The 22829-nt window shown below is 63.7% G+C and carries 22 protein-coding genes; 8 read left to right on the top strand and 14 right to left on the bottom strand.

The features are described 5' to 3' along the window. Window positions 1–138: 138 nt before the first annotated feature. Window positions 139–981: an isopenicillin N synthase family dioxygenase gene (locus LQR33_RS16775; protein WP_231469808.1), complete on the bottom strand. Its 843-nt coding sequence runs from the start codon at window positions 979–981 to the stop codon at window positions 139–141. 265 nt (window positions 982–1246) lie between these two features. Then, the gene (cysE, locus tag LQR33_RS16770) at window positions 1247–2029 is read right to left on the bottom strand and encodes a serine O-acetyltransferase (protein ID WP_021478888.1); all 783 of its coding nucleotides are present in this window, start codon (window positions 2027–2029) and stop codon (window positions 1247–1249) included. 131 nt (window positions 2030–2160) lie between these two features. Here cysE and LQR33_RS16765 point away from each other — a divergent pair, with 131 nt between their 5' ends. Continuing rightward, on the top strand, window positions 2161–2826 hold the full coding sequence (locus LQR33_RS16765; protein WP_231469807.1) for a tetratricopeptide repeat protein: 666 nt from the start codon (window positions 2161–2163) through the stop codon (window positions 2824–2826). Here the strand turns inward: LQR33_RS16765 and LQR33_RS16760 are convergent. After that, the gene (locus LQR33_RS16760) at window positions 2796–3656 is read right to left on the bottom strand and encodes an MBL fold metallo-hydrolase (protein WP_221663730.1); all 861 of its coding nucleotides are present in this window, start codon (window positions 3654–3656) and stop codon (window positions 2796–2798) included. The genes LQR33_RS16765 and LQR33_RS16760 overlap by 31 nt on opposite strands. A gap of 103 nt (window positions 3657–3759) precedes the next feature. On the opposite strand from LQR33_RS16760, the gene LQR33_RS16755 reads away from it, so the two are divergent. Next, window positions 3760–4557 carry a sulfite exporter TauE/SafE family protein gene (locus LQR33_RS16755; protein WP_231469805.1) on the top strand — a complete coding sequence of 266 codons (798 nt, stop codon included), beginning with the start codon at window positions 3760–3762 and terminating at the stop codon, window positions 4555–4557. 3 nt (window positions 4558–4560) lie between these two features. Here the strand turns inward: LQR33_RS16755 and cyaY are convergent, their stop codons facing one another. Then, window positions 4561–4881 carry an iron donor protein CyaY gene (gene cyaY / locus LQR33_RS16750; protein ID WP_231469815.1) on the bottom strand — a complete coding sequence of 107 codons (321 nt, stop codon included), beginning with the start codon at window positions 4879–4881 and terminating at the stop codon, window positions 4561–4563. Between the two features lie 53 nt (window positions 4882–4934). Between cyaY and lptM the strand changes: the two genes are divergently transcribed. From lptM to LQR33_RS16735, 3 genes are all read left to right on the top strand, one after another. Then, the gene (gene lptM, locus LQR33_RS16745; protein ID WP_166441580.1) at window positions 4935–5135 is read left to right on the top strand and encodes an LPS translocon maturation chaperone LptM; all 201 of its coding nucleotides are present in this window, start codon (window positions 4935–4937) and stop codon (window positions 5133–5135) included. A 92-nt stretch (window positions 5136–5227) separates the two neighbouring features. Beyond that, on the top strand, window positions 5228–6322 hold the full coding sequence (locus LQR33_RS16740; RefSeq protein WP_221663732.1) for a pyridoxal phosphate-dependent aminotransferase: 1095 nt from the start codon (window positions 5228–5230) through the stop codon (window positions 6320–6322). Between the two features lie 116 nt (window positions 6323–6438). Next, window positions 6439–6804 carry a hypothetical protein gene (locus LQR33_RS16735; RefSeq protein ID WP_166441582.1) on the top strand — a complete coding sequence of 122 codons (366 nt, stop codon included), beginning with the start codon at window positions 6439–6441 and terminating at the stop codon, window positions 6802–6804. A 24-nt stretch (window positions 6805–6828) separates the two neighbouring features. On the opposite strand, the gene LQR33_RS16730 is transcribed toward LQR33_RS16735, so the two are convergent. The 4 genes from LQR33_RS16730 to prs all read right to left on the bottom strand — a co-directional run bounded on the left by LQR33_RS16730 (window position 6829) and on the right by prs (window position 10363). Next, window positions 6829–7272 (bottom strand): RES family NAD+ phosphorylase, encoded by a 444-nt coding sequence (locus LQR33_RS16730; protein WP_166441583.1) that lies wholly within the window; start codon window positions 7270–7272, stop codon window positions 6829–6831. Beyond that, on the bottom strand, window positions 7269–7733 hold the full coding sequence (locus LQR33_RS16725) for an antitoxin Xre/MbcA/ParS toxin-binding domain-containing protein (protein WP_231176365.1): 465 nt from the start codon (window positions 7731–7733) through the stop codon (window positions 7269–7271). The genes LQR33_RS16730 and LQR33_RS16725 overlap by 4 nt, the downstream gene beginning before the upstream one ends. An 82-nt stretch (window positions 7734–7815) precedes the next feature. Next, the gene (locus tag LQR33_RS16720; protein ID WP_231469803.1) at window positions 7816–9504 is read right to left on the bottom strand and encodes a nicotinate phosphoribosyltransferase; all 1689 of its coding nucleotides are present in this window, start codon (window positions 9502–9504) and stop codon (window positions 7816–7818) included. A gap of 46 nt (window positions 9505–9550) precedes the next feature. Then, the gene (gene prs, locus LQR33_RS16715; RefSeq protein WP_221667836.1) at window positions 9551–10363 is read right to left on the bottom strand and encodes a ribose-phosphate diphosphokinase; all 813 of its coding nucleotides are present in this window, start codon (window positions 10361–10363) and stop codon (window positions 9551–9553) included. 164 nt (window positions 10364–10527) lie between these two features. Between prs and LQR33_RS16710 the strand changes: the two genes are divergently transcribed. Together LQR33_RS16710 and LQR33_RS16705 are read left to right on the top strand one after the other, a co-directional pair. Further along, the gene (locus tag LQR33_RS16710; RefSeq protein ID WP_231176360.1) at window positions 10528–11226 is read left to right on the top strand and encodes an NUDIX hydrolase; all 699 of its coding nucleotides are present in this window, start codon (window positions 10528–10530) and stop codon (window positions 11224–11226) included. A gap of 211 nt (window positions 11227–11437) precedes the next feature. Next, window positions 11438–13420, top strand: coding sequence for a methyl-accepting chemotaxis protein (locus tag LQR33_RS16705; RefSeq protein ID WP_231469801.1), 1983 nt, complete (start codon window positions 11438–11440; stop codon window positions 13418–13420). A 22-nt stretch (window positions 13421–13442) separates the two neighbouring features. Here the strand turns inward: LQR33_RS16705 and LQR33_RS16700 are convergent, their stop codons facing one another. The 3 genes from LQR33_RS16700 to LQR33_RS16690 form a co-directional block, all read right to left on the bottom strand. Further along, window positions 13443–13673 (bottom strand): hypothetical protein, encoded by a 231-nt coding sequence (locus LQR33_RS16700; RefSeq protein ID WP_166441589.1) that lies wholly within the window; start codon window positions 13671–13673, stop codon window positions 13443–13445. Between the two features lie 203 nt (window positions 13674–13876). Continuing rightward, window positions 13877–17062, bottom strand: a complete 3186-nt coding sequence (locus LQR33_RS16695; protein WP_231469799.1) for a DEAD/DEAH box helicase — start codon at window positions 17060–17062, stop codon at window positions 13877–13879. Between the two features lie 260 nt (window positions 17063–17322). Beyond that, on the bottom strand, window positions 17323–18228 hold the full coding sequence (locus LQR33_RS16690) for a LysR family transcriptional regulator (RefSeq protein WP_231469797.1): 906 nt from the start codon (window positions 18226–18228) through the stop codon (window positions 17323–17325). A 123-nt stretch (window positions 18229–18351) separates the two neighbouring features. Here LQR33_RS16690 and LQR33_RS16685 point away from each other — a divergent pair, with 123 nt between their 5' ends. After that, window positions 18352–19221 carry an MBL fold metallo-hydrolase gene (locus LQR33_RS16685; protein WP_231469795.1) on the top strand — a complete coding sequence of 290 codons (870 nt, stop codon included), beginning with the start codon at window positions 18352–18354 and terminating at the stop codon, window positions 19219–19221. Between the two features lie 64 nt (window positions 19222–19285). On the opposite strand, the gene LQR33_RS16680 is transcribed toward LQR33_RS16685, so the two are convergent. From LQR33_RS16680 to LQR33_RS16670, 3 genes are all read right to left on the bottom strand, one after another. After that, entirely contained in the window at window positions 19286–19861 is a 576-nt protein-coding gene (locus tag LQR33_RS16680; protein WP_166441593.1) for a hypothetical protein, read from the bottom strand. Next, window positions 19851–20828 (bottom strand): hypothetical protein, encoded by a 978-nt coding sequence (locus LQR33_RS16675; protein WP_231469794.1) that lies wholly within the window; start codon window positions 20826–20828, stop codon window positions 19851–19853. Before LQR33_RS16675 ends, LQR33_RS16680 begins: the two co-directional genes overlap by 11 nt. A gap of 2 nt (window positions 20829–20830) precedes the next feature. Further along, window positions 20831–22829 (bottom strand): DUF2345 domain-containing protein (locus LQR33_RS16670; protein ID WP_231469792.1); only part of this gene is annotated, 1999 nt, incomplete at its 5' end.

Here is a 22829-nt window from a genome sequence, read left to right as displayed (position 1 = left end):
GACGTGGCCGCCGCAGCGTGCTCTTCTTAATTTTTATCGTAGTTTGCGAATGGCGGCGGCGCAGCCGCGAGGCGGAAGAAGGGAATAAAAAAACGGCCGCAGCGGGGCTGCAGCCGTTTGGAATAGGCAAAAGGCGGTTTACATTTTCACGCCGAGCTCGCGCAGGCGCTCGTCCAGATAGGCGCCGGCGGTGTAGCGGTCGGACAGCGTCACGTCCGGGCGCGGGTGCAGGAACAGCGGCAGCGAGATGCGGCTTTTCTTCGCGCCTTCGCCAGTGGGATTGACCACGCGGTGCTGGGTGGACGGATAGTAGCCGGCCGACGCTTCCTGCAGCATGTCGCCGATGTTGACCACCAAGGTGCCGAAATCGCAGGGCACGTCCAGCCATTCGCCGTTCTTGCCTTGCACCTGCAGGCCCGGCTCGTTGGCGGCGGGCAGGATGGTCAGCAGGTTGATGTCGCCGTGGGCGGCGGCGCGCAGCGAGCCGGCTGGTTCGTCGCCGGTCAGCGGCGGGTAGCGCAGCACGCGCAGCAGCGTCTGCTGGCTGTCCTGGATCATGTGGGACAGCGGTTCGCGGTAGTTGGCGGCGATGTCGGCCGGGCTGTATTGCTGCACCCAGGACAGCAGCTCTTGCGCCAGCTGGTTGGCGATGCCGTAGTAGTGGTCGGCGTCGGCCTTGAGCTGGGCCGGCGCGCGGCCCCACGGGTAGATGTGGAAGTATTCCTTGATGTCCTTGAGCGTGGCGCCCTTGGCGGTTTCCGACACTTCCGGGGAGAACCAGCCATCCTGCTTTTCCACTGAGAAGGCGTAGTCGAACTTCTCTTCGCTATTGAAAAATTCCAGCCAGTCGGCGTAGATCTTTTCAACCAGGTCTTGCGGGATCGGGTGGTTGGTCAGCACGCCGAAGCCGGTTTCGTGCAGGGAACGGGTGAACTGCTCCGCGGCGTCCGGGGCGCGGTAATCGACAACTCTGACGTTCATGGGGTGGTTTTCCTGATGAACCCGGCGCCGCCATGCAATATCGGGGCGGTCGCCGGCCGCGCGCATTGTAGCGGCTAAGCTACACAGCGCCAAGCCGTTGGCATCTGTACTGTTGGAAAACTACCAAAACAGCGGCGACCTTGCCGCGCAAGGCCGCAAGCGAGATGCCGCGGGTCCGGCCTCAGGAGGCGTCGGCTGGATAGGGCGGGTTGTCCGGCGGCTCCGGGACGCAGGCCTGGTGTACTTTAATTACAGAAAATGGCGCTTATACCCGCTGGTCCATGTCCAGCGCCGGAGTGCCCGGACAGGCCTGGGCCACGATGCGGGCCGGCACGCCGGCCACCGTCGCGTGGGGCGGCACGTCTTCCAGCACCACGCTGCCGGCGCCCACTTTCGCGCATTCGCCGACGCGGATATTGCCCAGCACCGCGGCGCCCGCGCCCAGCATCACGCCATCGCCTATCTTGGGATGGCGGTCGCCGCGTTCCTTGCCGGAGCCGCCCAGGGTGACGCCATGCAGGATGGACACGTTATTGCCGATCACGGCGGTTTCGCCGACCACCAGGCCGGTTCCGTGGTCCAGCATCACGCCCTGGCCGACGCGCGCGGCGGGATGGATGTCGGCGCCGGTCACTTCGGAGATGCGGTTCTGCAGGAACAGCGCCAGTGTGGTCCGGCCCTGCTGCCACAGCCAGTGGGTGACGCGCTGGCTCTGGATCGCGTGGAAGCCCTTGAAATACAGCAGCGGCGTGGAGTAGCGGTCGCAGGCGGGATCGCGCTCGAAACAGGCGCGGATGTCGGCGCGCAGCGCGGCGCTGATCGCCGGATCAGCCTGGAAGGCCTCGCGGAACAGCTCCTGCAGCGCGCGCGGATCCATCACCGGGCTGGCGAGCTTGGTGGACAGGTGGAAGGCCAGCACGTCTTCCAGCGTGGCGTGGCGCAGAACGGTCATGTGCAGGAAACTGGCCAGCAGCGGTTCGTCGTTGACCGCCGCCAGCGTTTCGTCGCGGATGGCCGACCACAGCGGATCAACCAGGGTGGAACTCATCGGGGACTCCGGATAATGACATCTAGTCGAAATATTGTAGCCTGCCGCGGTCCGCGCCGTCAGCCCAAGGCGGCGCGATGTCAGGATTAGCGCCGCGCGGCGACCAACCGGCATGGACGGGGAGAGGGCCTATGAGATTGGGAATCCTGTTGGCGCTGCTGCTGGCGGTGTTGAGCGCGGGCGCGGCGGAGCCGGAGGTGCCAGGCTGGCGCGAATACCAGGCCGGCCATCTGGCCGCCGCCCGCATCGCCTTCTGGCAGGCGGCGGAGCGCGGCGATCGGGTGGCGGCCTTCGACCTGGCGATGATGGACTGGAAGGGCGAGGCCGGCGCGGTGGACAAGGCGCGGGCGGTGTATTGGCTGAAGCGCTCGGCGGAGCAGGGGCTGGACCGGGCGCAGCATGCGCTGGGCCTGCTGGCCGAACGCGGCGACGGCCTGCCCAAGTCGCTGGCGGACGCGACGCGCTGGTTCCAGCTCTCGGCCCGCCAGGGCTATCTGCCGGCGCAGATCGACCTCGCCACCCAATATTTCCTCGGCCGCGGCGCGCCGCAGGACGACCGTCTGGCCGCCTACTGGTACGAGGAGGCGGCCAAGCAGGGCGACGTTGGCGCGCAGTATCTGATCGCCAGCATGTACGAGCATGGCCAAGGCGTGAAGCGGGACATTGCGGCGGCGATACGCTGGTACGCCCGGGCCGGCGCGCAGGGCGACGCGGCCGCGCGCGCCAAGGCGCTGGATCTGGCGAAGCGCGAAAGCGCCCGCCGCGCTCAGAACGCGTCCAGCGGCAGCCTCAGGTAGCGGACGCCGTTGTCGTCGGCCGGCGGCGGCATGCCGGCGCGGATGTTGACCTGCACCGCCGGCAGCAGCAACTGCGGCATGGCCAGCATCGCGTCGCGCGCTTTGCGCATCTCGACAAAGGCCGCTTCGTCGACGCCGTCGCGGGCGTGCAGATTGGCCGCGCGCTGCTCGGCCACGGTCGAGCACCAGGCAGGCTCGCGTCCGGCCGGCGGGTAGTCGTGGCACATCAGCAGCCGGGTTTCGGCTGGCAGCGCCAGCAGCTTGCGGATGGAGCGGTACAGCTCGGCCGGATCGCCGCCGGGAAAGTCGCAGCGCGCGGTGCCCACGTCCGGCATGAAAAGGGTGTCGCCGACGAAGACCGCGTCTCCCACCTGGTAGCCGACGTCGGCTGGCGTATGGCCGGGCAGCGCGATCACCCGGGCCTCCAGTTCGCCGATGCGGAAGGTCTCGCCGTCTTGGAACAGATGGTCGAACTGCGAGCCATCGCAGCGGAAGGCCGGTTCCAGATTGAATACTCGGCCGAAAATGGCCTGCACCTCGACGATGCGCGCGCCGATGGCGATGCGGCCGCCCGCCTGCCTTTTCAGATAGGGGGCCGCGGACAAGTGGTCGGCGTGGGCGTGGGTTTCCAGTATCCATTGCAGCGTCAGCCGCTGTTCGGCCAGGAAGGCCAGCAGCCGGTCGGCTGACGCGCGCGAGGTGCGGCCGGAGCGGAAATCAAAGTCCAGCACCGGATCAATCGCCGCGGCGCAGCCGCCGGGGCGGTCGTAGACGATGTGGCTGACGGTGCCGGTGGCGGCGTCGAAGAAGCTGGCGATCTGGGCGGTCATCTTGTCCTCCGGGCATGGCGCGCTGGCCGGCTGAAATAATATACTGTTATAAGCATATTTCTTTTAGAAATTTCATCGTGACGATTTTACGACTCAGACCGCCATGCCGCTGACCTTATTGCTGGGCGCGCTGGTGGGCGCGGTATTGGGCCTGACCGGCGCCGGCGGCGGCATCCTGGCGGTGCCGGCATTGATGGCGTCCCAGGGTTGGAGTGTGCAGCAGGCGGCGCCGGTGGCGCTACTGGCCGTGGCGGCTGGTGCGGCGCTGGGCGCCTGGGAGGGCTGGCGGCGGGGCGAGGTGCGCTACCGCGCCGCCGCGCTGATGGCGCTGTGCGGCCTGCCGGGTTCGGAGCTGGGCGTGCGGGCGGCGCATCTGTTGCCGGCCGCTTGGCTGGCGGCGGGTTTCGCGCTGGTGTTGCTGATCGTCGCCTGGCGCGCCTGGTTCGGCGCGGGAGACGGGCCGGAGGCGCGGGACGGACGCGGAGCCTTGTGCCGGGTGAGGCCGGAAACCGGCCGCCTGGCGTGGCGGCCGGCCAGCATCGCCGCGCTGGCCGGCGTCGGCGCGTTCACCGGGTTCCTGACCGGTCTGCTGGGCGTCGGCGGCGGCTTCGTCATCGTGCCGGCGCTGCGCCGGCTCAGCGACCTGGGCATGCACGCCATCGTCGCCACCTCGCTGCTGGTGATCGCGCTGGTCAGCGGCGGCAGCGCGCTGGCCGCCTATTGGCACGGGGCGAGCCCGCCGGCGCTGCCCACGCTGGCCTTCGTCGCCGCCGCGCTGGCCGGCATGGCGGCCAGCCGCTGGCTGATACGGCGGCTGGCGCAGCGGCAGGTGTCGCGCGGCTTCGCTATCCTGGTCGCCGGTGTGGCCGTGGCGATGTTGCGCCACGCCGTCGCCGGCTGAGGCTCAGTCCGCGAAGTCGAACGCCTCGCCGCTGCCGGCGCGGATGGCCCCGGCCAGCGTCGCGTAGAATTCCGAGCCGTCGCGGCTGGCGATCCAGTCCTCGCCGCGGCGGGAGAAGTGGTAGCCGCCGCTCTTGGCGGCGATCCACATTTCCTGATTGGCGGCGTGGCGGTTGACGATCACCTTGTCGCCGCTGTCGAACTCGATCTCCAGCACATTGCCCTGGCGCAGCGTGTCAGCGTCCAGCCCGTGTTGGTCTATCGCCTGCTCGATGCGGTCGAAGATGTCGTCGCTCAGTTGCAGGAATTCGCTTTCGGTCATGATGTTTCCCTGATGGCGCCGGCGGCGGCAACACCGCCCGGCAAGGTTTTGCTAGTATGTCGATTTTGCCATATCGGATTGCCATCAGTATGCGTACCCTGCTCGCTTGCGCAAGTTTGACCCTGATCCTGGCCGCTTGCGGCTACAAAGGCCCGCTGGTGTTGCCGCAGCAGCCCAAGAAGGCGCCGCCGCCGGCCGCCCATGCCGTTAAACCGGATGCCTCCGCGCCGAAGGCGGACGCTTCGGCTTCTCGTTGAGCGCGGCGACATAAGGATATTTCCAAGCAATCGCTTGTCTGAACGGGGCTTGGCCTAGAATGGGCCGTCGTTTCCCGGGAATAGGAGCCGCCATGCCCCACTACGCGCGTCATCTGGAACACCATACCATCGTCAACCCGTTTCCCGGCATCGCCAAGCTGGAGGCGGCGCTGGGCCGCAAGGTGGTCAGCCGGCTGGGCGCCAACGAGAGCATGGTGAAGCCGGCCTCGCCGCTGCTGGAGCCGTGGGGCGAGGCGCTGGCCGAGCTGGCCCGGTTGTACCCGGACCCGTACGCGCTGGCGCTGCGCGAGCGGGTGGCGCAGCGGCTTGGGCTGGAAAGCAGCCAGGTGCTGTTCGATTGCGGCGCCGACAGCCTGATCCTGCTGGCGCTGCGGCTGCGCTGCAACGCCGGCGACGCGGTGGTGTGCAGCGCCGGCACCTACCCGGCCTTCCGCTATTTCGCCGAGGGCGTCGGCGCCCGCATCCTGGAAGTGCCGTACCAGGCGCAGGGCGTGGGCCTGCGGCCCGATCTCGCCCGCCTGTGCGAAGTGGCGCAGGCCGAGCGCGCGGTGGCGGTCTACTTGGCCAATCCCGACAATCCCACCGGCCATTACTGGTCGGCGGCCGACATCCAGGCGCTGCGCCAGCAGCTGCCGTCGCAGACGTTGCTGATCCTGGACGAAGCTTATATCGATTTCTGTACCCTGCCGGAGGACGCCCCGCCCTTCGGCGTGCTGGCCAATACGCTGCGGCTGCGCACATTGTCCAAGGCCTACGCGCTGGCCGGCCTGCGCGTCGGTTTCGCGCTGGCGCCGGCCGACATCATCGCCAAAGCCGACCAGATCCGGCCGCAGTACGCGCTGTCGGGCATCGCCCAGCACGCGGCGGCGGCGGTGCTGGACGCGCCGGATTACGCCTGCCAGCTGGTGCAGGCCACGGTGCTGCTGCGCGACAAGCTAGCCGACGCGCTGCGCGAGCGCGACCTGACCGTGCTGCCCTCGCACACCAATTTCGTCAGCATCGTCTATCCCAACGCCGCGCAGTCCGAGGCCATCCAGCGCCAGCTGCTGGCCGAGGGCATCGCCGTGCACCGGCCGCCGCATCCGGCGCTGCGCCACCTGCTGCGCGTCACCGCCCAGCCGCAGGCCTTGTCCAGCAAGGTGCTGGAGGGCTTGGCCGGCCGCTGACGGGCATAGTTACATTGACAGGCGGAAACGCCGATGACATAAGCGGTGGGGTGGTAAAACCCATCGCTTATTTTTTGCGGCCCGGCGAGCCGCCCCTACGTTCCGCCAAGAGAACCATGACACATCATCGCACCCGCCTGATCGCCAGCCTGTGCCTGCTGGCCAACTGCCATGCCGCCGCCGCCATGACGGTGCGCGCTGACGGCGACACCCGACTCACGCTGCGCGGCACCGTCACCGGGCCGATCTCAAGCGGCAGCAAAGCCGAAGGCACGCTGTTCCGCGCCCATTATCTGAGGCTGCGCCGCCCGCTGCGGCTGGACGACGGCGCCGCCTGCGGCGGGCAGACGCTGGACCGGCTGGCCTTGAACCAGGAAGGGATGGCGCGCTACCAGGGGAGGACCGTCACCGTAGAGGCCAGGGTGTTCTGCCAGGAAAACCGCACCGGCACCTATCATCTGGCGGACATCGAGATCCGCTGAGCCGGGCCGCGGCGAAAACGGGCTTCAGGACTGGCGCAGCCGCGCGTCCAGCGGCGCGGCGATGGCTTCGAGAATCCGGCAGCGGCCGGCATCGGGGTGCTGCGGGTTGAGCAGCAGGTTCCAGCCGTCCACCGCCAGCGCGCTCGGCACCCGCAGCAGAGCGCTGGGCGCCTGCGCCAGCCAGGCGTCGCCCAGGCGGCGGGTGTCTTCCTGGCGGGCGCGCCAAGCGGCGGGCAGCGCGGCCGGGTCCAGGTCCAGCATGCCGTCGTCCGGCAACTCCACTTTCAATAGCTGGAAGCTGGCCGGCAGGCGGCGCAGCTCGCTGTGCACCAGCATTTCCAGCATCGCGCTGGCGGCGTGGTCGGCTAGGTAGACGATAGGCCGGCCGGCGTGATGCCAGCGGCCGTCGGCGCGCAGCCCGCCCAGGCCGTTTAGATCGGCGTAATTGCTGATCCGCCAGGCGATCAAGCGACGTAGCCCTCGTCGATCTGGACCAGCAGGTTTTCCACCAGCCGCGCGCCCTGCTCGGTCTGCGCCATTTCCAGCGGGCTGGCGTCATCGAAGCGGCGCAGCGGCTGCCGCAGCCAGCCGGTGGCCTCCTCGCCCAGCACCTGCTGCGCCAGCACCAGCAGGCTGGCCACCCGCACCCCGCGCTCGGATTCGTCGCGACTCAGCTTTTCGTGCTTCTTGATGCGGTGGGACAGCGTGCGCGCCGGGATTACGAACTCCAGCTCCTTGCGGGTCAGGCCCTGGTCGGCCAATTGGTCTATCAGCCCGGTGTCGGCGCCGTTGGCGACATAGCGCGCCACTTCCAGGTCGGAGCGCACTTTCTGGCCGATGATGCGCGACAGCCGGGCGAAACGCAGCGCCGGCGCGCGCGGCTGCTCCGGCAGCGAGCCGGCATCGGGTTTGAACAGAGCTTGGGACATGGCGGCCTCCATAGGCATTTGCCGTATCAGTATCGGCATTTTGCCTTACAACGGCAAGCCCGCCGGGCGGCGGGCGGTGTTTCTACGCATTCCAGTCCAGGCTACCGGCTGCCGGGCAGACCCATGACGCCTGCAGCCGCTGGCGAATCTCAGCCAGCGTTTGCTTGACCAATAATTCACCGTCGCGGAACACCGGCAGCAGCGCGCCGCAGTCGGCCTCGGCCGGCGTCTGTTGCTGGTACAGAACGTAGCGGCCGTTCTCTTCTTCCACCCGCAGCAGGCCCCGCGCCGATTTCTTGGTGCCGTCGTCGGTGGCCGGGTCCTTGTAGATGTCGACGGCCTCGCCGTCCACCTCGGCGTAGATCGCCTTCAGCGCGTAGCCGAAGGTGTCGCGCGAATTCATGCCGTAGACGAAGCTGCCGATGCCGAACACCACATTGCAGGAGGCGAAACCCTTGTCCGCCAGCCGCCTCAGAATGTCCCGGGCGCGGGGCAGGGTGATGGAGTCGCCGTAGATCAGGCCGACGTGGCTGTCCAGCACGCGGTAGCCGCGTTCGGTGACAGTGCCGCCGAAGATGTCCCACAGGCATTCCACCGCGCCTTTGCGCTCGGCTTCGCTGACCGGGCGGCCATCGTCGCGCGCGGTGTAGTTGCCGATGGCGTCGAACAGCAGTTCGTCGTCGCGATAGCCGGTGAGGATCTTCACCGGGTCGCCGGAGTCCGGGCGGAACACCACCTTGGCGTTGCCCAGCGCGTCGGGCTGGCGCGCCAGGATATCGTTCTTCAGCTCGCGGGCGATGACAGTGACCACGTTCCAGAAATCGAAGGTGTCGGACACGATGGAGACCATGCCCGCCGGGTAGTCGCGGACGACGAATTCGCGCACCACTTCACGCTCAGCCAAGCGGCGCAGCGCCTTGTCGTCGAGGTTCTGGTTTTCGGGCATCCGCGCCAGCCGCTGCAGGGTCAGAAGGATGCGCAAGGCCATTACGCTGTGTTCTGAGGCCGGGATGGAGCCGCCTACCAGCTCGCGGTCGGCGTTGGCGCCGTAGTGGTCTTCCAGGTAGTCCAGCGCCAGGATGGTGTCGGTGCCGGTGAAGGACAGCAGGTGGCCGGCGCCGCAGCGCATCGCGTCGTGGACGCCGCTCATGCCGCGCATCGAGAAATCGTGGCCCTGCCAGGCGACGAAATCCTGCGGCGCGCCGGTGAGGGCGGCGAAGTAAGTCAGCAGCTTGCGGAATTCGAAGGCGATGGTGGCCACGGTGGACGGCTTCCAGCTCTCGCAGCTGAACAGCGTTTCAAAATAGGTGGCCACCCAGGGAAAGTCCGGATGGGTGTTGGAGAAGGTGACCGGCGGCACCTTGATGTCCACCCGCGCGCCTTCCGGCAGCGAGCGGATTTCCAGCGGCAGGTAGCCCAGATCATGCAGCGCTTCCAGCCGGCCGCCGTCCACCGCGCCGGCGCCGAGCGCGGCGTCCATCCGGCGCTGGTAGCGGCGCACCGCGTCCGCTTTCGGGCGCTGGAAGAACTCGCGGTTGAACAGGTCGATCAGGTATTCCTGAATGAAGCCCTGGAGTCCGAACCACACCACCTTGTCGTCGAACAGCTGCGGCAGCACCGGCGCGTACTTGGCCGAGCGCGGCGTGAAGTTGGCGACCAGCCGGGTGGTCTCGCGCGGATACATCGCCGGGTGGCTGGTCTTGTAGAAGTCGGCCAGGTTGAACGGGACCAGTTGGTTTTTGTCTTGGGCGGCTTTCGGGGCGGTCATCATGCTTCTCCTTCTATTTGTCTTCTGGGGCTTTGTTTTGCTGATGCTCTCAAACGAGGCGGCAGCGGGCGTCGCCGCACCAGTCATTGCGGGCGAACACGGCGTCGAAATGCTCCAGCAGCCGATCCAGTCCGCGGCTGAAGATGCCGTGGGTCACGTACAGGTACAGCGGCGCGGCCTTGCCTTCCGCTGTTTGGCGCGCTGCGATGGCCTCGGCTAGGCCAACGAAGGTGCCGCCGCCGTCGCAGATGTCGTCCACCACCAGCAGCGGGCCATCCGGCAGCGCGCCGTGCAGCTCAATGCCGCTGATCTTGCCGGTGGCGGTGTCGCGCGTCTTGTCGGCGAAGACGGCGCCGCAGTCCAGCAAACGGGCCAGCTTCTGCACCCGTTTGCGGGCGCCGGCGTCGGGCGCCACCAGCGTGGCCGGTCCGATGGCCTCCAGCGCGCGGCGCAAGGCCGGCAACGGGTCTTCCACTTCCACTCGGTCCAGCAGTGCGGTGACTACGTCGCTATGCGGGTCCTGGATCACGACCCGGCTGTAGCCCTGCTGGTTGATCAGCGCGCAAAATACTTTGGCCGACAGCGCCTCGCCCGGATTGGCCACCCGGTCCTGGCGGGCGTAGGGCACGTAGGGCAGCTGCAGTTCCAGCGCGACGCCGGGATAGGCGCGGCGCAGCGCGTCGGTGGCCATTAGCAGGGAGATGATCGCGCCGGCGTCGCGCAGGTCGGCGCGGATGCTGAGCGCGGCGGCCGGCGCGCCGGTTTGCACCGTGGCGTGCGCTTCGCCGCCGGGGAAGGTGAAGAGATCCAGCCGCAGCGTTTGCGGCTGGCCATCGCGGGTGAGGTAGCTGGCAGTGATCATCGCGGTATCCTTTGTGCGCGCGTCTGGGTGCGGTCTTGGAGGTTGGTGTTTTCAGGTTTCTTAGTTGGTTATTTCAACTAACTTGTGCGCAGTATATCCACTCTTAGTTGAACTTTGCAACTAAGTGGGCGAAAATATCATCAACAAGCAAAAACGAATACGCCATGCACACTTCCCGATCCACCCCCATCGTCAGCGTCGACGTGGTGCTGCTCACCTTGTTCCAAGGCAAGTTGCAGGCGGCGCTGCACATGCGCGGCCGCCCGCCGTTCCAAGGCTGTTTGGCTCTGCCCGGCGGCTACGTGCATCCGGAAGAAGACGCTACCGCCGAGGACACCGCTCGCCGCGTGCTGCGAGAGAAAACCGGCGTCGAGCCGCGCTATCTGGAACAGTTGGGCACCTTCGCCGGCGCGGCGCGCGATCCGCGCGGCTGGTCGGCGGCCATCTCCCACGTGGCGCTGATGCCGCATGAGGAGCTGCGCCAGTCCGGCGGCGAGGTGTTCCACTTCTATGATGTCGACCAACTGCCCGAGCTGGCCTTTGACCATTCCGAACAGATCCGCGCCGCGGCGGAGCGGGTGCGCAACAAGGCCAGCTACTCCACGCTGCCGTGCTGGCTGCTGCCGGAGCAATTCACGCTGACCCAGCTGCAGCGCACCTATGAGCAGATCTTTGGCGAAACGGTGTCGCGCGGCACCTTCCGCTCGCGGCTGGGCATCAAGGTAGGCGACATGAATCCGGGTGAGGCCGTCGATCAGGCCGACATTCTGATCGCCACCGACCAGTTCCAGGGCGGCAGCCAGCGGCCGGCGCGTCTGTTCCGCGTCAACCGGCTCAGCCTGTTCAAGCGTGCCTGCTGGTAGCCGGGTGGCCAGCCGGCGGGCCGGGGCGTATCATCGCCCCCCTTGCGCGGCATCGGTAATCATCCCTTTGTGCTAGAACGTTTCCTGCGTTACCTTCCAAGCTGGGGGAGCGGGCGTCTGGGGCGACTATCGATTCTCATTCCGCGATGAATACGCAGACAATCGGACGGACCGTCATCGGGCGGGCGGTTTATCCGGCAAGAGGTGAACCATGATTGCAACCATCAAGGGCAAGATACTGGCCGGCTCCGGCCTGTTGATCCTGATCGGCTTTACCGTGCTGGCGGGGGCCAATATCTACAATAGCTACCGCAACGCGGAGAGCGCGGTGCTGGAGCATGCCCGCCTGCTGGCGGGCAGCGAGGCCGGCCGCGTACAGCGCATGCTGGGCAAGACCTATGATTCCGCGCAGGCGATGGCCGAGGCCGCCGCCGGCGTGAAGGCGGCGCTGCCGTCTAACGGCCGCTCGCTGCTGTCCGAGGTGGTGAAGCGCCAGCTGCCCAACAACCCGGACGCGGTCGGCTACTGGGTGGATTGGGAGCCCAACGCCTTCGACGGCCGCGACGCCGAGCTGGCCGGCAAGCCGGAAAACGACCACACCGGCCGTTACGGCGTGTACTGGTTCCGCAAGGCGGGCAAGGTGGACGTGGTATGGGGCAGCGACGGCGTGGACGAAAGCGCCTACTACACCGAGCCGCGCAAGACCGGCAAGCCGATGCTGACCGAGCCCTATGTCGATCCGGACGTGAAGATCCTGATGGGCACCATCTCCTTCCCGCTCAATATCGGCGGCAAGGTGCTGGGCGTGGCCGGCTGCGACATCGCGCTGGGCCACTTGCAGGAAATGGCGGCCAAGGTGCAACCCTACGGCGCCGGCTTCATGAGCCTGTATTCCAATGGCGGCGTGCAGCTGGCCGGCCGCCAGCCCGGCCTGAACGGCAAGCCGGCGCCGGATTTGCCAGCCGAGGCCAAGGCAGCGATCAAGGACGGCCGCCCGGCCGAATACCGCAGCGACGACGGCTTCCGCCACTTCATCATGCCCATCGTGGTGGGCGAGGCCGGCACGCCATGGGCGGTGCGCATCTCCATCCCGGAGGACGAGGCCTTCGCCCCGGTGCGCGCGGCCAGCTGGCAGTCCGCCTTCATCAGCCTGGGCATCCTGGCGCTGATCCTGCTGCTGTTGGGCGCCACGCTGAACCAGCTGCTACGTCCGCTGGGCCGGCTGCAAGGGGCGATGACCGAGCTGGCCTCCGGCAGCGGCGACCTCACCCGCGAGCTGTCCATCGCCAGCCGCGACGAGATCGGCCAGGCCGCCGGCGCATTCAACACCTTTACCGGCTCGCTGCGCCGGATGATGCTGGACGTGCGCGGCCACGCCGGCGGCATGCTGGGGTCCGTGCGCCAGCTGACTGGCGACGTGGGCCAGATCCGCGACAGCTCCGCCCGCCAGTCGCAGGCGGCCAACGCCACCGCCGCCAGCGTCGAGCAGCTGTCGGTCAGCGTCACCCACATCGCCGAATCGGCGCGGGTGGCCGAGCAGCGCGCCCGCGAGGCGGATACCCTGTCCAACCAGGCCGCCGCCAATGTGGACGCCACCGCGGAGGAGATCGGCCGCATCGCCAATACCGTGCGCCAGCTGGCTGACGTGCTGGGCGGCATGCAGCAGCGTTCCGACCGCATCTCCGGCATCGTGTCGGTGATCCGCGACATCGCAGACCAGACCAATCTCCTGGCGCTGAACGCGGCGATCGAGGCGGCGCGAGCCGGCGAGCAGGGCCGCGGCTTCGCCGTGGTGGCGGATGAAGTGCGCAAGCTGGCCGAGCGCACCGCCAAGGCCACGCTGGAAATCTCCGACGTGATCCAGACCATGCAGAAAGACACCACCCACGCCTCCGACAGCATGAACGGCGCGCTGGAGCAGGTGGAGCAGGGCGTGAGGCTGGCCGGCGAATCGTCGCAATCGATCCAGCAGATCAGCGGCCAGGCGCAGCAAGTGGTGCGCGCGGTGGGGGACATCGCCGTCTCCACCGCCGAGCAATCCAGCGCCAGCCAGGAGATCGCCCGCCACATCGAAAACATCCACGGCATGCTGCTGCAGACCGACGACTCCATCCACCAGGCGCAACAGGCCACAGTGGCGCTGGCGCGGCTGGGCGAGGAGCTGGAAAGCCTGATCGGGCGGTTCAAGCTGTAAGCGGCGCGTCGTTGTCGGCGATCTATCCCGCCGCCGCGTCCCGGTGGCGTAGCAGTGTGGTCAGCGCCTGCTCCGCCTTGCCGGCCTGCTCGTCCCGGCGCTGCGCCCGGTAACGGGCGATGCCGGAGCGCATGCCGGCCAGCAGATTGAAACGCTCGCCGAGAGCCTCGCCGTGCAGGATGTCGAACAGATTGCTGGTGGCCGGCACCAGCAATCCGGCGCGCTGGCTCAGCGTGATAGCGCTGGCGAGCATCAGTTCCCCTGACAGGTTCAGACACTCCGGCTCACTGATGCAGGTGGGATCGATGGGAGCGGCAGCCTGGCCCGGGCCGGAGAGACAAAACGGGGAGATGCGTATCGCTAGCCCCCTTGGCGGCGTGAAAACCCGTTTTATTGCCAATCGTCTTGTCGATGTGCTGCTCTATGGAGCAGGTAGGACTCGAGGCAGCCAACGGCTCAGCAGAGCGGGACGGCGCTGCCGAGCCGTTGGCCCTTGGCCGATGCTGCGGCCTCGTGATCGGCAACGGCTGCGTCCAGCAGCGCCGCGGCCGTGTCGAAATAGCGCTGGCAGCTCCACAACGCCTTGTTGCCGATGATGTAGCAATGCTTTTTCGCCCTGGTGACCGCTACGTTCAGCAGATTGGGTTGGCAGGAGGCCCAGGCGACCGCACCCATTCTGGTTTCGTCGCAGCCCAGCACGAAGAGGACGATGGCCGCTTCCTTGCCCTGGAAGGTGTGTACGGTGCCGATGCGGTTTTGCCAGCCGGTGAGATCGGGGAGTGGCAGCTGATGTTCGGCTAGGCGTTGCTGCCACTGTTTCTTGTCGAGCAGTAGTTTGAGCAGACCTTGTTTCACCTCGCGGAATGGCGTGATCACGTAGACATCGGGCAGGCCGTCGCGGCCTGCCGCCGCTTCCGCCCGATAGAGCGAAACCAGCGCGTCGAACGCTCGCTCTCCCTGCTCTTTCACATATTTGCTGTCCATGGCGGCGCCGGCCACATCCCACCATGCGCTGGGGCCCAGCACCGGATGGGTGGCGATGCGTCCATCTTTGCCGTGCTTCATGCGCTGGCGGTAGGCGATGCGATTGGCGATGTCGAACATTGGATTGTCGCAACGCCGATGGACGACCAGTGGGATGCCGATGAACTGGTCTTCCAGATGGGGATGCCTGACGCCGTAGGCGTGCGCGCGGTCGGCCAGTGTCTGCACCGAATGCTGGTGTGCCGCGTAATGCCCGGCCTGATCCTGTAGCCAGTACTCTCCCAGCTTGTCTATCAGCTTGCTGGGCATGGTCACCACAGGTTCGATCTGCAGCGGATCGCCAACCACGACGGTGCGTTGCGACCGGACGATAGCGCCGATCACCGCCTGAGGGACGGCTTGTCCCGCCTCGTCCACAACCAGCCAGCCGAAGCTGCCGGGTCCCACGCCCCGGAACTGGCGGCGAACCGAGGCGAAGGTGCTGGAGACCACCGGCGTCAGCAGAAACAGCCACTGCCACAGCGCCAGAGCCGGTCCGGAGCTGACCGGACGGCTGAGCAGATCGCCCAGCGCGAACAGGGTCTCATTCTCAGCGGCTTCTAGGAAGAAGGCCTGATGCAGGTCCATAGCCGAGGCAAAAAGCTCGCTACGGCGCTGATTGTATTCCTGGCCCTGCCAGAAGGTTTTCTCCTGGTTGCGAGTGCTGTCCAGCGGCTTGCCATCGCACAGATGAACCGGGCCACAGGTTTGCTGTAGTCGTTGTACCACTCTCAGGGCGGAGCGCAGGCCCTGTATCAGCAGGGCTTGCTGCCGGGTGGCCAGCCAGTCGCGGTACTCCGCTCGTCGCAGCCACTTGAGTAGCCAGCGCAGCCACCCCGGGCCTAACAACTGCTCTTTCTGCATTTGCTGGTTAGCCAGCAGCTGAATCTGCAGCTCCAAATCTGCCAGCAAGTCCAGGCTTTGCCTATCCGCGTCCAGTGGCAGCAGAGAGGCGATGTCTTGGCGGGCTTGCCCCCATAAGCGTAGCAGCTCCAGCCATTGATGGCGCAATTGGGTGTGTGCGTGCAGGCAGTCTTGGTAATCCCGTGCCGCCTGTTGAAAACGCTGCCTGGCTTCGGAGAAGCTGGGCACCGTTTTGCTCTGGGTCTCGCGAAAGCGCCAGAAACTCATCGCACCGACCTCGTCCCAATCCTTCAACTTCACCTTGGTCTTGGCTAGAAACTGCTTGGCCGGCCGTTGTTTGGGGTCGACCGCGCGATAGCCGAAGATGTCGCCGAAGCGTTTGCGGTTGGCCGATTTGCCCAACGCGGCAGATACCAGGCCCCAGACTGGTTTGACCGGCGGCTCCCAGGCCAGGTTTTTCCGGGTGCCAGCGTATTTGGCAGCCACCGGTTGGAAATAGCTCAGGCTGGGTTGAAAGGTTTCCGCCAGTCCTTCTTGCTGCGGTAATTCCAGGGAGAGGTTCTCCACAGCGCCGTTGTTTGACGAGCATACGACGATCTCGCTGCCGGTGAGGGTGGGATGCAGCAGCGGAATGGTGCGTTGCTTGCCGTTGCCGAAGACTATTGTGACGGTCTGTCCAGTGACGCCGTCCGAGGCCTGTGTCAGTTTGGCCAGTTCGGATGCGCGCCGTACGATCAGATCGGCGATTAGATCCCTCAGCAAGGTTGTCTTGCCGGTGCCCGGAGGCCCGTTGACCGACAGGATGTCGCCCGGCGACAAGGCCAGTAGCTTGTTCAGAGAGAACTGTTGCATCAGCGACTGCAGTTGATGTGGTTCTGACGGCCAGCGGCCGGCATTGAAGTTTTCCGGGGCCAGACTTTGCCGGATGTGGGCTTCGCCGGCGGGACTTTCCAGATCCAGCTTGGGCACGCCGCCGTGCTGCAGGTAGCTGCGTAGTGGGTTGGGTGCCTGGCTGCCGGACAAGGAAGTTCGCGCCAGCGTCAGGTCGTGGAAGTAGAAGCTGTTGAGAATGGGAAGTTCGTCCGACGACGGGGGGACATCCTCCTGCACATCGTTGTCCCGATGCGTGTCGGTGGTCCCGACGTCTTTCGGCGCCGGCTTGCCGACGACATCAATCCAGGCCGGGGACGTCAGTGGCATGCCGGCACCCGCCCACGTAAGCAGCATGTCGGCCAACTGCCGCAGATAGGTCGGAGTCAGTGACGGCTCTTCCTGGCAAGACCAACTGGATGCCATTTGGTGGCGCAGATCTTCCGCCGCTTGCTCGAAGGATTCTGCGCAGAGCGCGTTCATTTTGCCGCGGCGCAGCTGGCCCAGAGCCCAGGGCAAGGTGGATAGGCTAAGCGCCTTGAAATCGGGCGTGCCGTCGGCGGCGACAGGCAGCTTGGCGAAGCAGGATCGTCCTTCCGGCGCCATCTCTTCGTCGCGCTGGCGGATCAGGTCGTTGAGATCCGGCCCGTTGACCAGTTCGGCAACCAAGCGGCAAGCCTGTCCGATATCGAAGACCGCCAGATAGACGGTCCATTTTCGCTGGCTGTATTGCTGCCACACTCCATCGATTGACGGTTGGTCCAGGTGGAATTCCGGGCGCTTATCCTCCCGGCTTTCCTCTATCGTTTTTTCCAGGTCGTAATGCGTGAAGAATTCAACGCTGTGCCAGTAGAGCAGCGCTTTTTCCGCCAAAGAGTGGGCCATGTATTCAGTTGCGCCTTGCCGCGGTAGAAAATGCCGGGATCGCTAGCGTCGCATGTTGGACTTGGCGAACTCCCGAAATCTGGAGCGTATTTTACACAGATATATGCCATTGTTCTAATGCCGAAATCAGGGTGCTTATCCCGCACGATGGCCATTTTCTGGAGTTTCGGATGAGAGGGGGCGCGTCGGTCAGGCGGGCTTCCTGTCTGGCCTGTTAGATAGGTTTTGTTGAGAGGATATGTTGTGCACTGCTCCGCGCTTCAGGCCTCGGCGATCCTGACGGTGGTTCGCAAGGTCTCGACGAAGCGTGCCAGCGCCGGGTTGCCGCTTCCGCGCTTCCAGGCGAAGCACAGCGGCAGCGGCACCGACAGGTTCTGCAGGCGGTAAAACCTTGCCTGCGCCGGCGGGCGCGCCAGATTGGCGGCGTTGACGATGGCGGCGCCGATGCCGGCGCAGACCAGGGACAGCATCGCCGCCTCGGTGGGCTGCTCCTGCACTACGTTCAGCCGGATGTGGGCTTGCTGGCAGGCGCTGAACAGGCGGTCGTGGTAGGCGGGATAGACGGCGCGCGGGAACGATACGAAGGGCCGCCCGGCCAGCGCGCGCAGGTCGAACGGCTGCGCCTCGTCGTGCTCTATCCGCCAGGCGCGCGGCAGCGCCAGCACCACGTCCTGCTCCAGCAGCGGCAGCGAGGCGAAGCCGTCCGGCAGCGGGTCCAGCTGGTAGATGAAGCCGCCGTCCAGCGCGTTTTGGCCGATGGCGTCCAACTGCTCAGGGCTGTTCAGCGTGGACAGCGACAGGCTCACTTCCGGCGCGTCGGCTTGAAAGCGGTGCAGTGCCTGCGGCACCGTGCCATCCCAGCCGGCGTTTTCCACATAGCCTAGCCGCAGCTGTCCGACCGCGCCGTCGGCGACCCGAAGCGCGGCCGCCGCAGCGGCGTCGAGCGCCGCCAGAATCTTGCCGACATCGCGCAGATAGCATTCCCCGGCCGGCGTCAGCCGCAGCCCGCGCGGCGAGCGCGTGCACAGCGCAAAACCCAGTTCGTCCTCCAGATCCTGCACCTGGCGTGAAATGGCCGGTTGGGTGATGTGCAGCCGCTCCGACGCGGCGCGCATGCTGGCATGTTCGGCCACCGCCGCGAAGTAACGCAGATGCCGCAGCTCCATGATGGCGCTCCCGATTTTGTGATGCTTTTAAATTATCACAAAATCATAAATCAGCATTGGAAGGCATGGCTATTTTCCGGGATAGTAGACCCATATCCCGCGACACCCAGGCAATCGAGAACCATGATGAACGCCCAAACCTACCGCATCGGCAACGCCCGCGTGACGCGCGTGACCGACACCCTGCTCACCGGCATCACTCCGGCCTACCTGTACGCCGACTGGCGCGACGGCGTGCTGGATGAGCAGCCGCAATTGCGCGGTCTGCTGGACGACAGCGGCGAGCACATCATCCTCAGCGTGCATACCTGGGTGGTGGAACTGGGCGGCAAGGTGTTTCTGATCGACACCGGGCTGGGTAACGACAAGGAACGGCCGTTCAGCGCTATGTTCCACCGGCTGCGCACGCCGTTTCTGGAACGCTTAGCTGCCCTGGGCATAGCGCCGGATGATGTGGACCACGTGTTGTTGACGCATCTGCACGCCGACCACGTAGGTTGGAACACCCGGCTGGTGGAGGGCCGCTGGGTGCCAACCTTCCCCAATGCCCGCTACGTGATGCCGCAGGGCGAGCTGGACTTCTTCGCCACGCCGGAGGCCGACAAGCGCCGCATCGTGTTTGACGACAGCGTGGCACCGGTATTGGCCAGCGGCCAGGGAGTGGGCATTGATGCTGCGGGGGACGATTACGAAGAAGCCTTCCACTTTAACCCGACGCCCGGCCATTGCGCCGGCCACATGTCCATCTCGCTGCGCTCGGCAGGCGAAACCGCCATCTTCACCGGCGACGCGATGCACTCGCCGGTTCAGGTCTACCACCCGGAATGGAACTCCGCTTTCTGCCGAGAGCAAGACGGCGCGCGGGCCTCCCGCCGCTGGCTGCTGGACTACGCCTGTGAACACAAGGCCACCGTATTTACCGCCCACTTTGGCGCGTCGTCTGCGGGCGTGGTGAGCCGGGAGGGTGATGGTTATGGGTGGCAGTTTTTATAAAATTGGGTGCTTGAATCGCTTAAAAAGTAATTTTGGTGCCAAGTAGAATAGTGGTTCAGTGGGTTCAATCAAGTGGAATGGTTTGAGAGTAGCTATCGCCGTTGTTTTGGGGATGGCTTAGCCATTTCACAATAATTTCCCCTTCAGCCTCTTGGAATGCATCTTCTATTTTTCCACTACCATTATCTTGTAAATAAATATCATTTCCACAGCTCTGTACAAGCTCACTGTTATTTATGGAGACTGAACTGTTTTTCACTTTAATTACTTTAAGCCATATTTCTGTCCCTGTTCCGCATTGACCATTAGTAGAGCCGCTATTTGTTCTGAGAACAAAAAGAGCAGGAATAAAAAAACCATTTTTATTTTTTATAGGTTTTGAAAGAATAAATTTATTGTATTTTTCAGCGCCGACCATGCTTGGGTCACGGCCTCTTGGTATCTGGAATATTATTTTTTTTATCTTCTCGCCATCTTTTTCAACTGTTATTTTTTCATAATGATCTTTTCTGTACTCTAATGTTATAGATGTGTGCTCATTTATTTTGATTGTCTCTTTTGCTTGGATTGTATTGGTTGCAAATGCATATGAGCCTACTGATAGTGCTGCTGAAAGAGATAGAAGGAGTCTATTGAGCATTCTTAATATGTTCTGCATAACAGCGTCCTGTATATATTGGTTTGCTTTTCTTGTTTTTCCGTAGCTCATCGAGTGTTTTATCCTTATTCTCTTCTTTGGCCGTGTCCCATCCTTTGTTAGATTCCTTGGGTTCGCAAATGATATTGGTATTTACAACCCAATTCTGTGTTTTTGCATCCCATATATGGTAGTGATAATTTGCGCCATTGTAATACGCAAGCGTTTCTAAATCGAGTTGCTCTTGCGTATAAGTGCTATGGTTTTGTGAAATATATTTCTTCGCTAGTGTGCGCTTGGATTTGATAATTGACAGAATGCCATCTGTATGCTTTTTCCAATTCCATACTTGCTCGTAGTCAGGGGTAGGGTTGGTGGCTTGTCCAAGCCCATAGCCATTGTCAAATGAGACTAGTGGCATTTCATCTGAGTAATAATGTGTGAAATTTGTCTCTTGTTTGAATATTTTCTTTACTAGCTCTGCAAGGTCTGAATCTGGCGTGCTGTCAAGGTAAGCGGAGACTAGCACTTTTCCGGGTTCAGTGCCAAGAATAAAAACTGTCCTTCTAAATTTATCATCCCCAGCTTTTATATTTACTGTAAGTTCACCTCCTAGAATCTGATTATTTAAGTTTGCGATCCATTTTTTTTCAGTCAGATTTTGATTGCCATGAGCGGTGTATGTTTTTGCATGCTTTGGTTTGTATCTCGGTTTGTTTTTCTTCTGTGGGCACGACTGTACAATCCAACGAATACTCCACTCTAGTATATAGGGAGGTGGGGAATCCGTTTTGAACTCAAAAGAAATCTCTGGGAGTTTTGCATCAGCTGTGATATGAAATTTTTCGCAACTATTAGGTTTTATCCACTCTCCAGAGTTGGCATTCACTTCACAGCGAAGTAATGAGTTTTCAATCCCATCGGTTTTTCCTGCAGATTTACTTTTTGCAATAGGGTTTTTAGGTTTCATTTTTATTCAATCTCTTTTCCGTGATCAAAGACTTCTATATCAAAGTTTTCATGCTTTGGGCTTTGAAATCTTTGTGTCAAGCCATTTTCATCAGTGATGCCCTCATGAACTTTCCCGCTTGAAAAGATAATTCGATAAGGTGTGTGTGGCATTGGAATATCAGTTCCATGGTGAATGAGATGCAATTGCTGATCACTAATGCCTATTTGAGGAAGGAATGGCGATGGGACATCAATGCTCGCCGGCCCGCTCAGATCATGGCTGGCGCCCTTGGCGCTGACCGTGCCGGGGCAGTGCACCTCGATGTTGCCGCCGGCGATGCGGATATAGCCGCCGCCGGCTGTGACCAGGATTTCCTGCTTGGCGTTGACGACAATCCGTTCCTTGCATGAAGTAATCGTCACATCCTGATCTGCTGTGATTTCCATCGCATCGCTCTGTGCTTGCACCTGCACCTTGCCCTTGGCGGCAATCAGCTTCAGCGCCACTTTATCTTTTACTCCCGCCACGAACAGGCTGATGTTTTTACCGACGTTGTGGAGCCAGCGCCGGCCGGTGGTGTGGTTGGCGTCGCGTTGCGCAACGATGTTCAGATTGGTCCCGGCCGCCAGTGTCTGGCTCAGCTCGGTCAGGCTGGCGATGCCTGCTGGTGCGGACAAGATCAGCTGCGGCTGTTGGCCCGATTGATCTTTCGCCGTTTTGCCGTCTTTGTCGGTATTGCTTCCCGCCTCCCAGGCGGCCAGAGCATCCAGCTGATGCTGCGCGTGGCCGGCGGTTTTTTTGCCGGCCTTGGCGTTGTCCGGGCCGATTTCGTCGGGCCCGGTTTCCATGGTATCGGCCAGTTGGGTGGTGGCGGTTTCAGCCAGGGCTTGGTTTAAGGCGACTGCGGACTGCAGTTGGCTTTGCGCGTGCTCGCGCGCCAGTTGTTTGCCGCCGGCGCTGTTCTGCGCCTCGGTGGACAGCAGCAGGCCGTGGGCGGCGCGGATGGCGCCGTGGTGGTCGGTGCGCAGTTCGAAACCTTCGCCGCGCGGCTGCGCCTTGCCGTTGCTTCTGGGATGCGTGAGGAAACCTTGGTTGAGCTGGGTCTTGCCCGGTTCGCTGGACAGCTTGGCGCGTACTTCGCCGGGGGTGTCGTCGAACAAGAGTTCGTTGTACCCGCTGCTTTGGTGCTCCTTGCTCTTGATGCCGGACAGGGTCTTGTTGGCGGGGAGCGCGCCTGCGCCGCTGAAGTCTGGCGTCGGGTGGTTGCCGTTGTAGACCACGCCGCGCACCACTGGTCGGTCGATATCGCCTTCGATGAAGTCCACCAGCACTTCCTGGCCGATGCGTGGGATGAACTGGTGGCCCCAGCCGACGCCGGCCGATGGCATCGCCACCCGGACCCAGCACGAGGATTTGTCGTCCATCGCCGCGCCGATGGCGGGGTGTTCATCGGGCCGCTGCCAATGGAATTGGATCTTGATGCGGCCTTGTTCGTCGGTGTGGACTTCCTCGCCGGCCGGGCCAACCACGGTGGCGGTTTGCATGCCGTGGGATTTTGGCTTGGCGTGTTCGGTGCCGGCATAGGCCGGCGTCAATGGGATGCCGCGGCGCTGGGTGTGTATCGAGGTGTTGAAGGGAGCCGCGTTTTGCTCCGCGCCGACATATTGGGCTAGTTCTGTCGGCAGGTTGTTGCGGGCATGGAAGGTTTGGTCGGTGACGACGAATTCGCGCTGCTCGTGGCTGTCGGTCTCGTGCGCGGGGTGGTCGTCCAGGCGAAACCACTCGCCCGGCAATAGACCACGTACTGAGCCACTGCCGCTGAAGGATTTGGCCTGCAGGTCGCTAGCTTGTTGCCGTAGCTCGGCGTAATGGCCCAATTGTTCTTCATCGCCGGCATAGTACAGGCCCGGCGCGTCGTACTGCGTCAGGCTGCTTTGCAAGGATTGGCCCGTCAGGCCTTGATCCACGCGACTGCTGTCATGATTCTGCTGGGTATAAACCGGCTTGTAGTCGTAGCTG

Source organism: Chromobacterium piscinae (assembly GCF_021129175.1).
Taxonomy (GTDB): domain Bacteria; phylum Pseudomonadota; class Gammaproteobacteria; order Burkholderiales; family Chromobacteriaceae; genus Chromobacterium; species Chromobacterium piscinae.
This window is presented reverse-complemented; position numbering and strand designations above follow the sequence as displayed.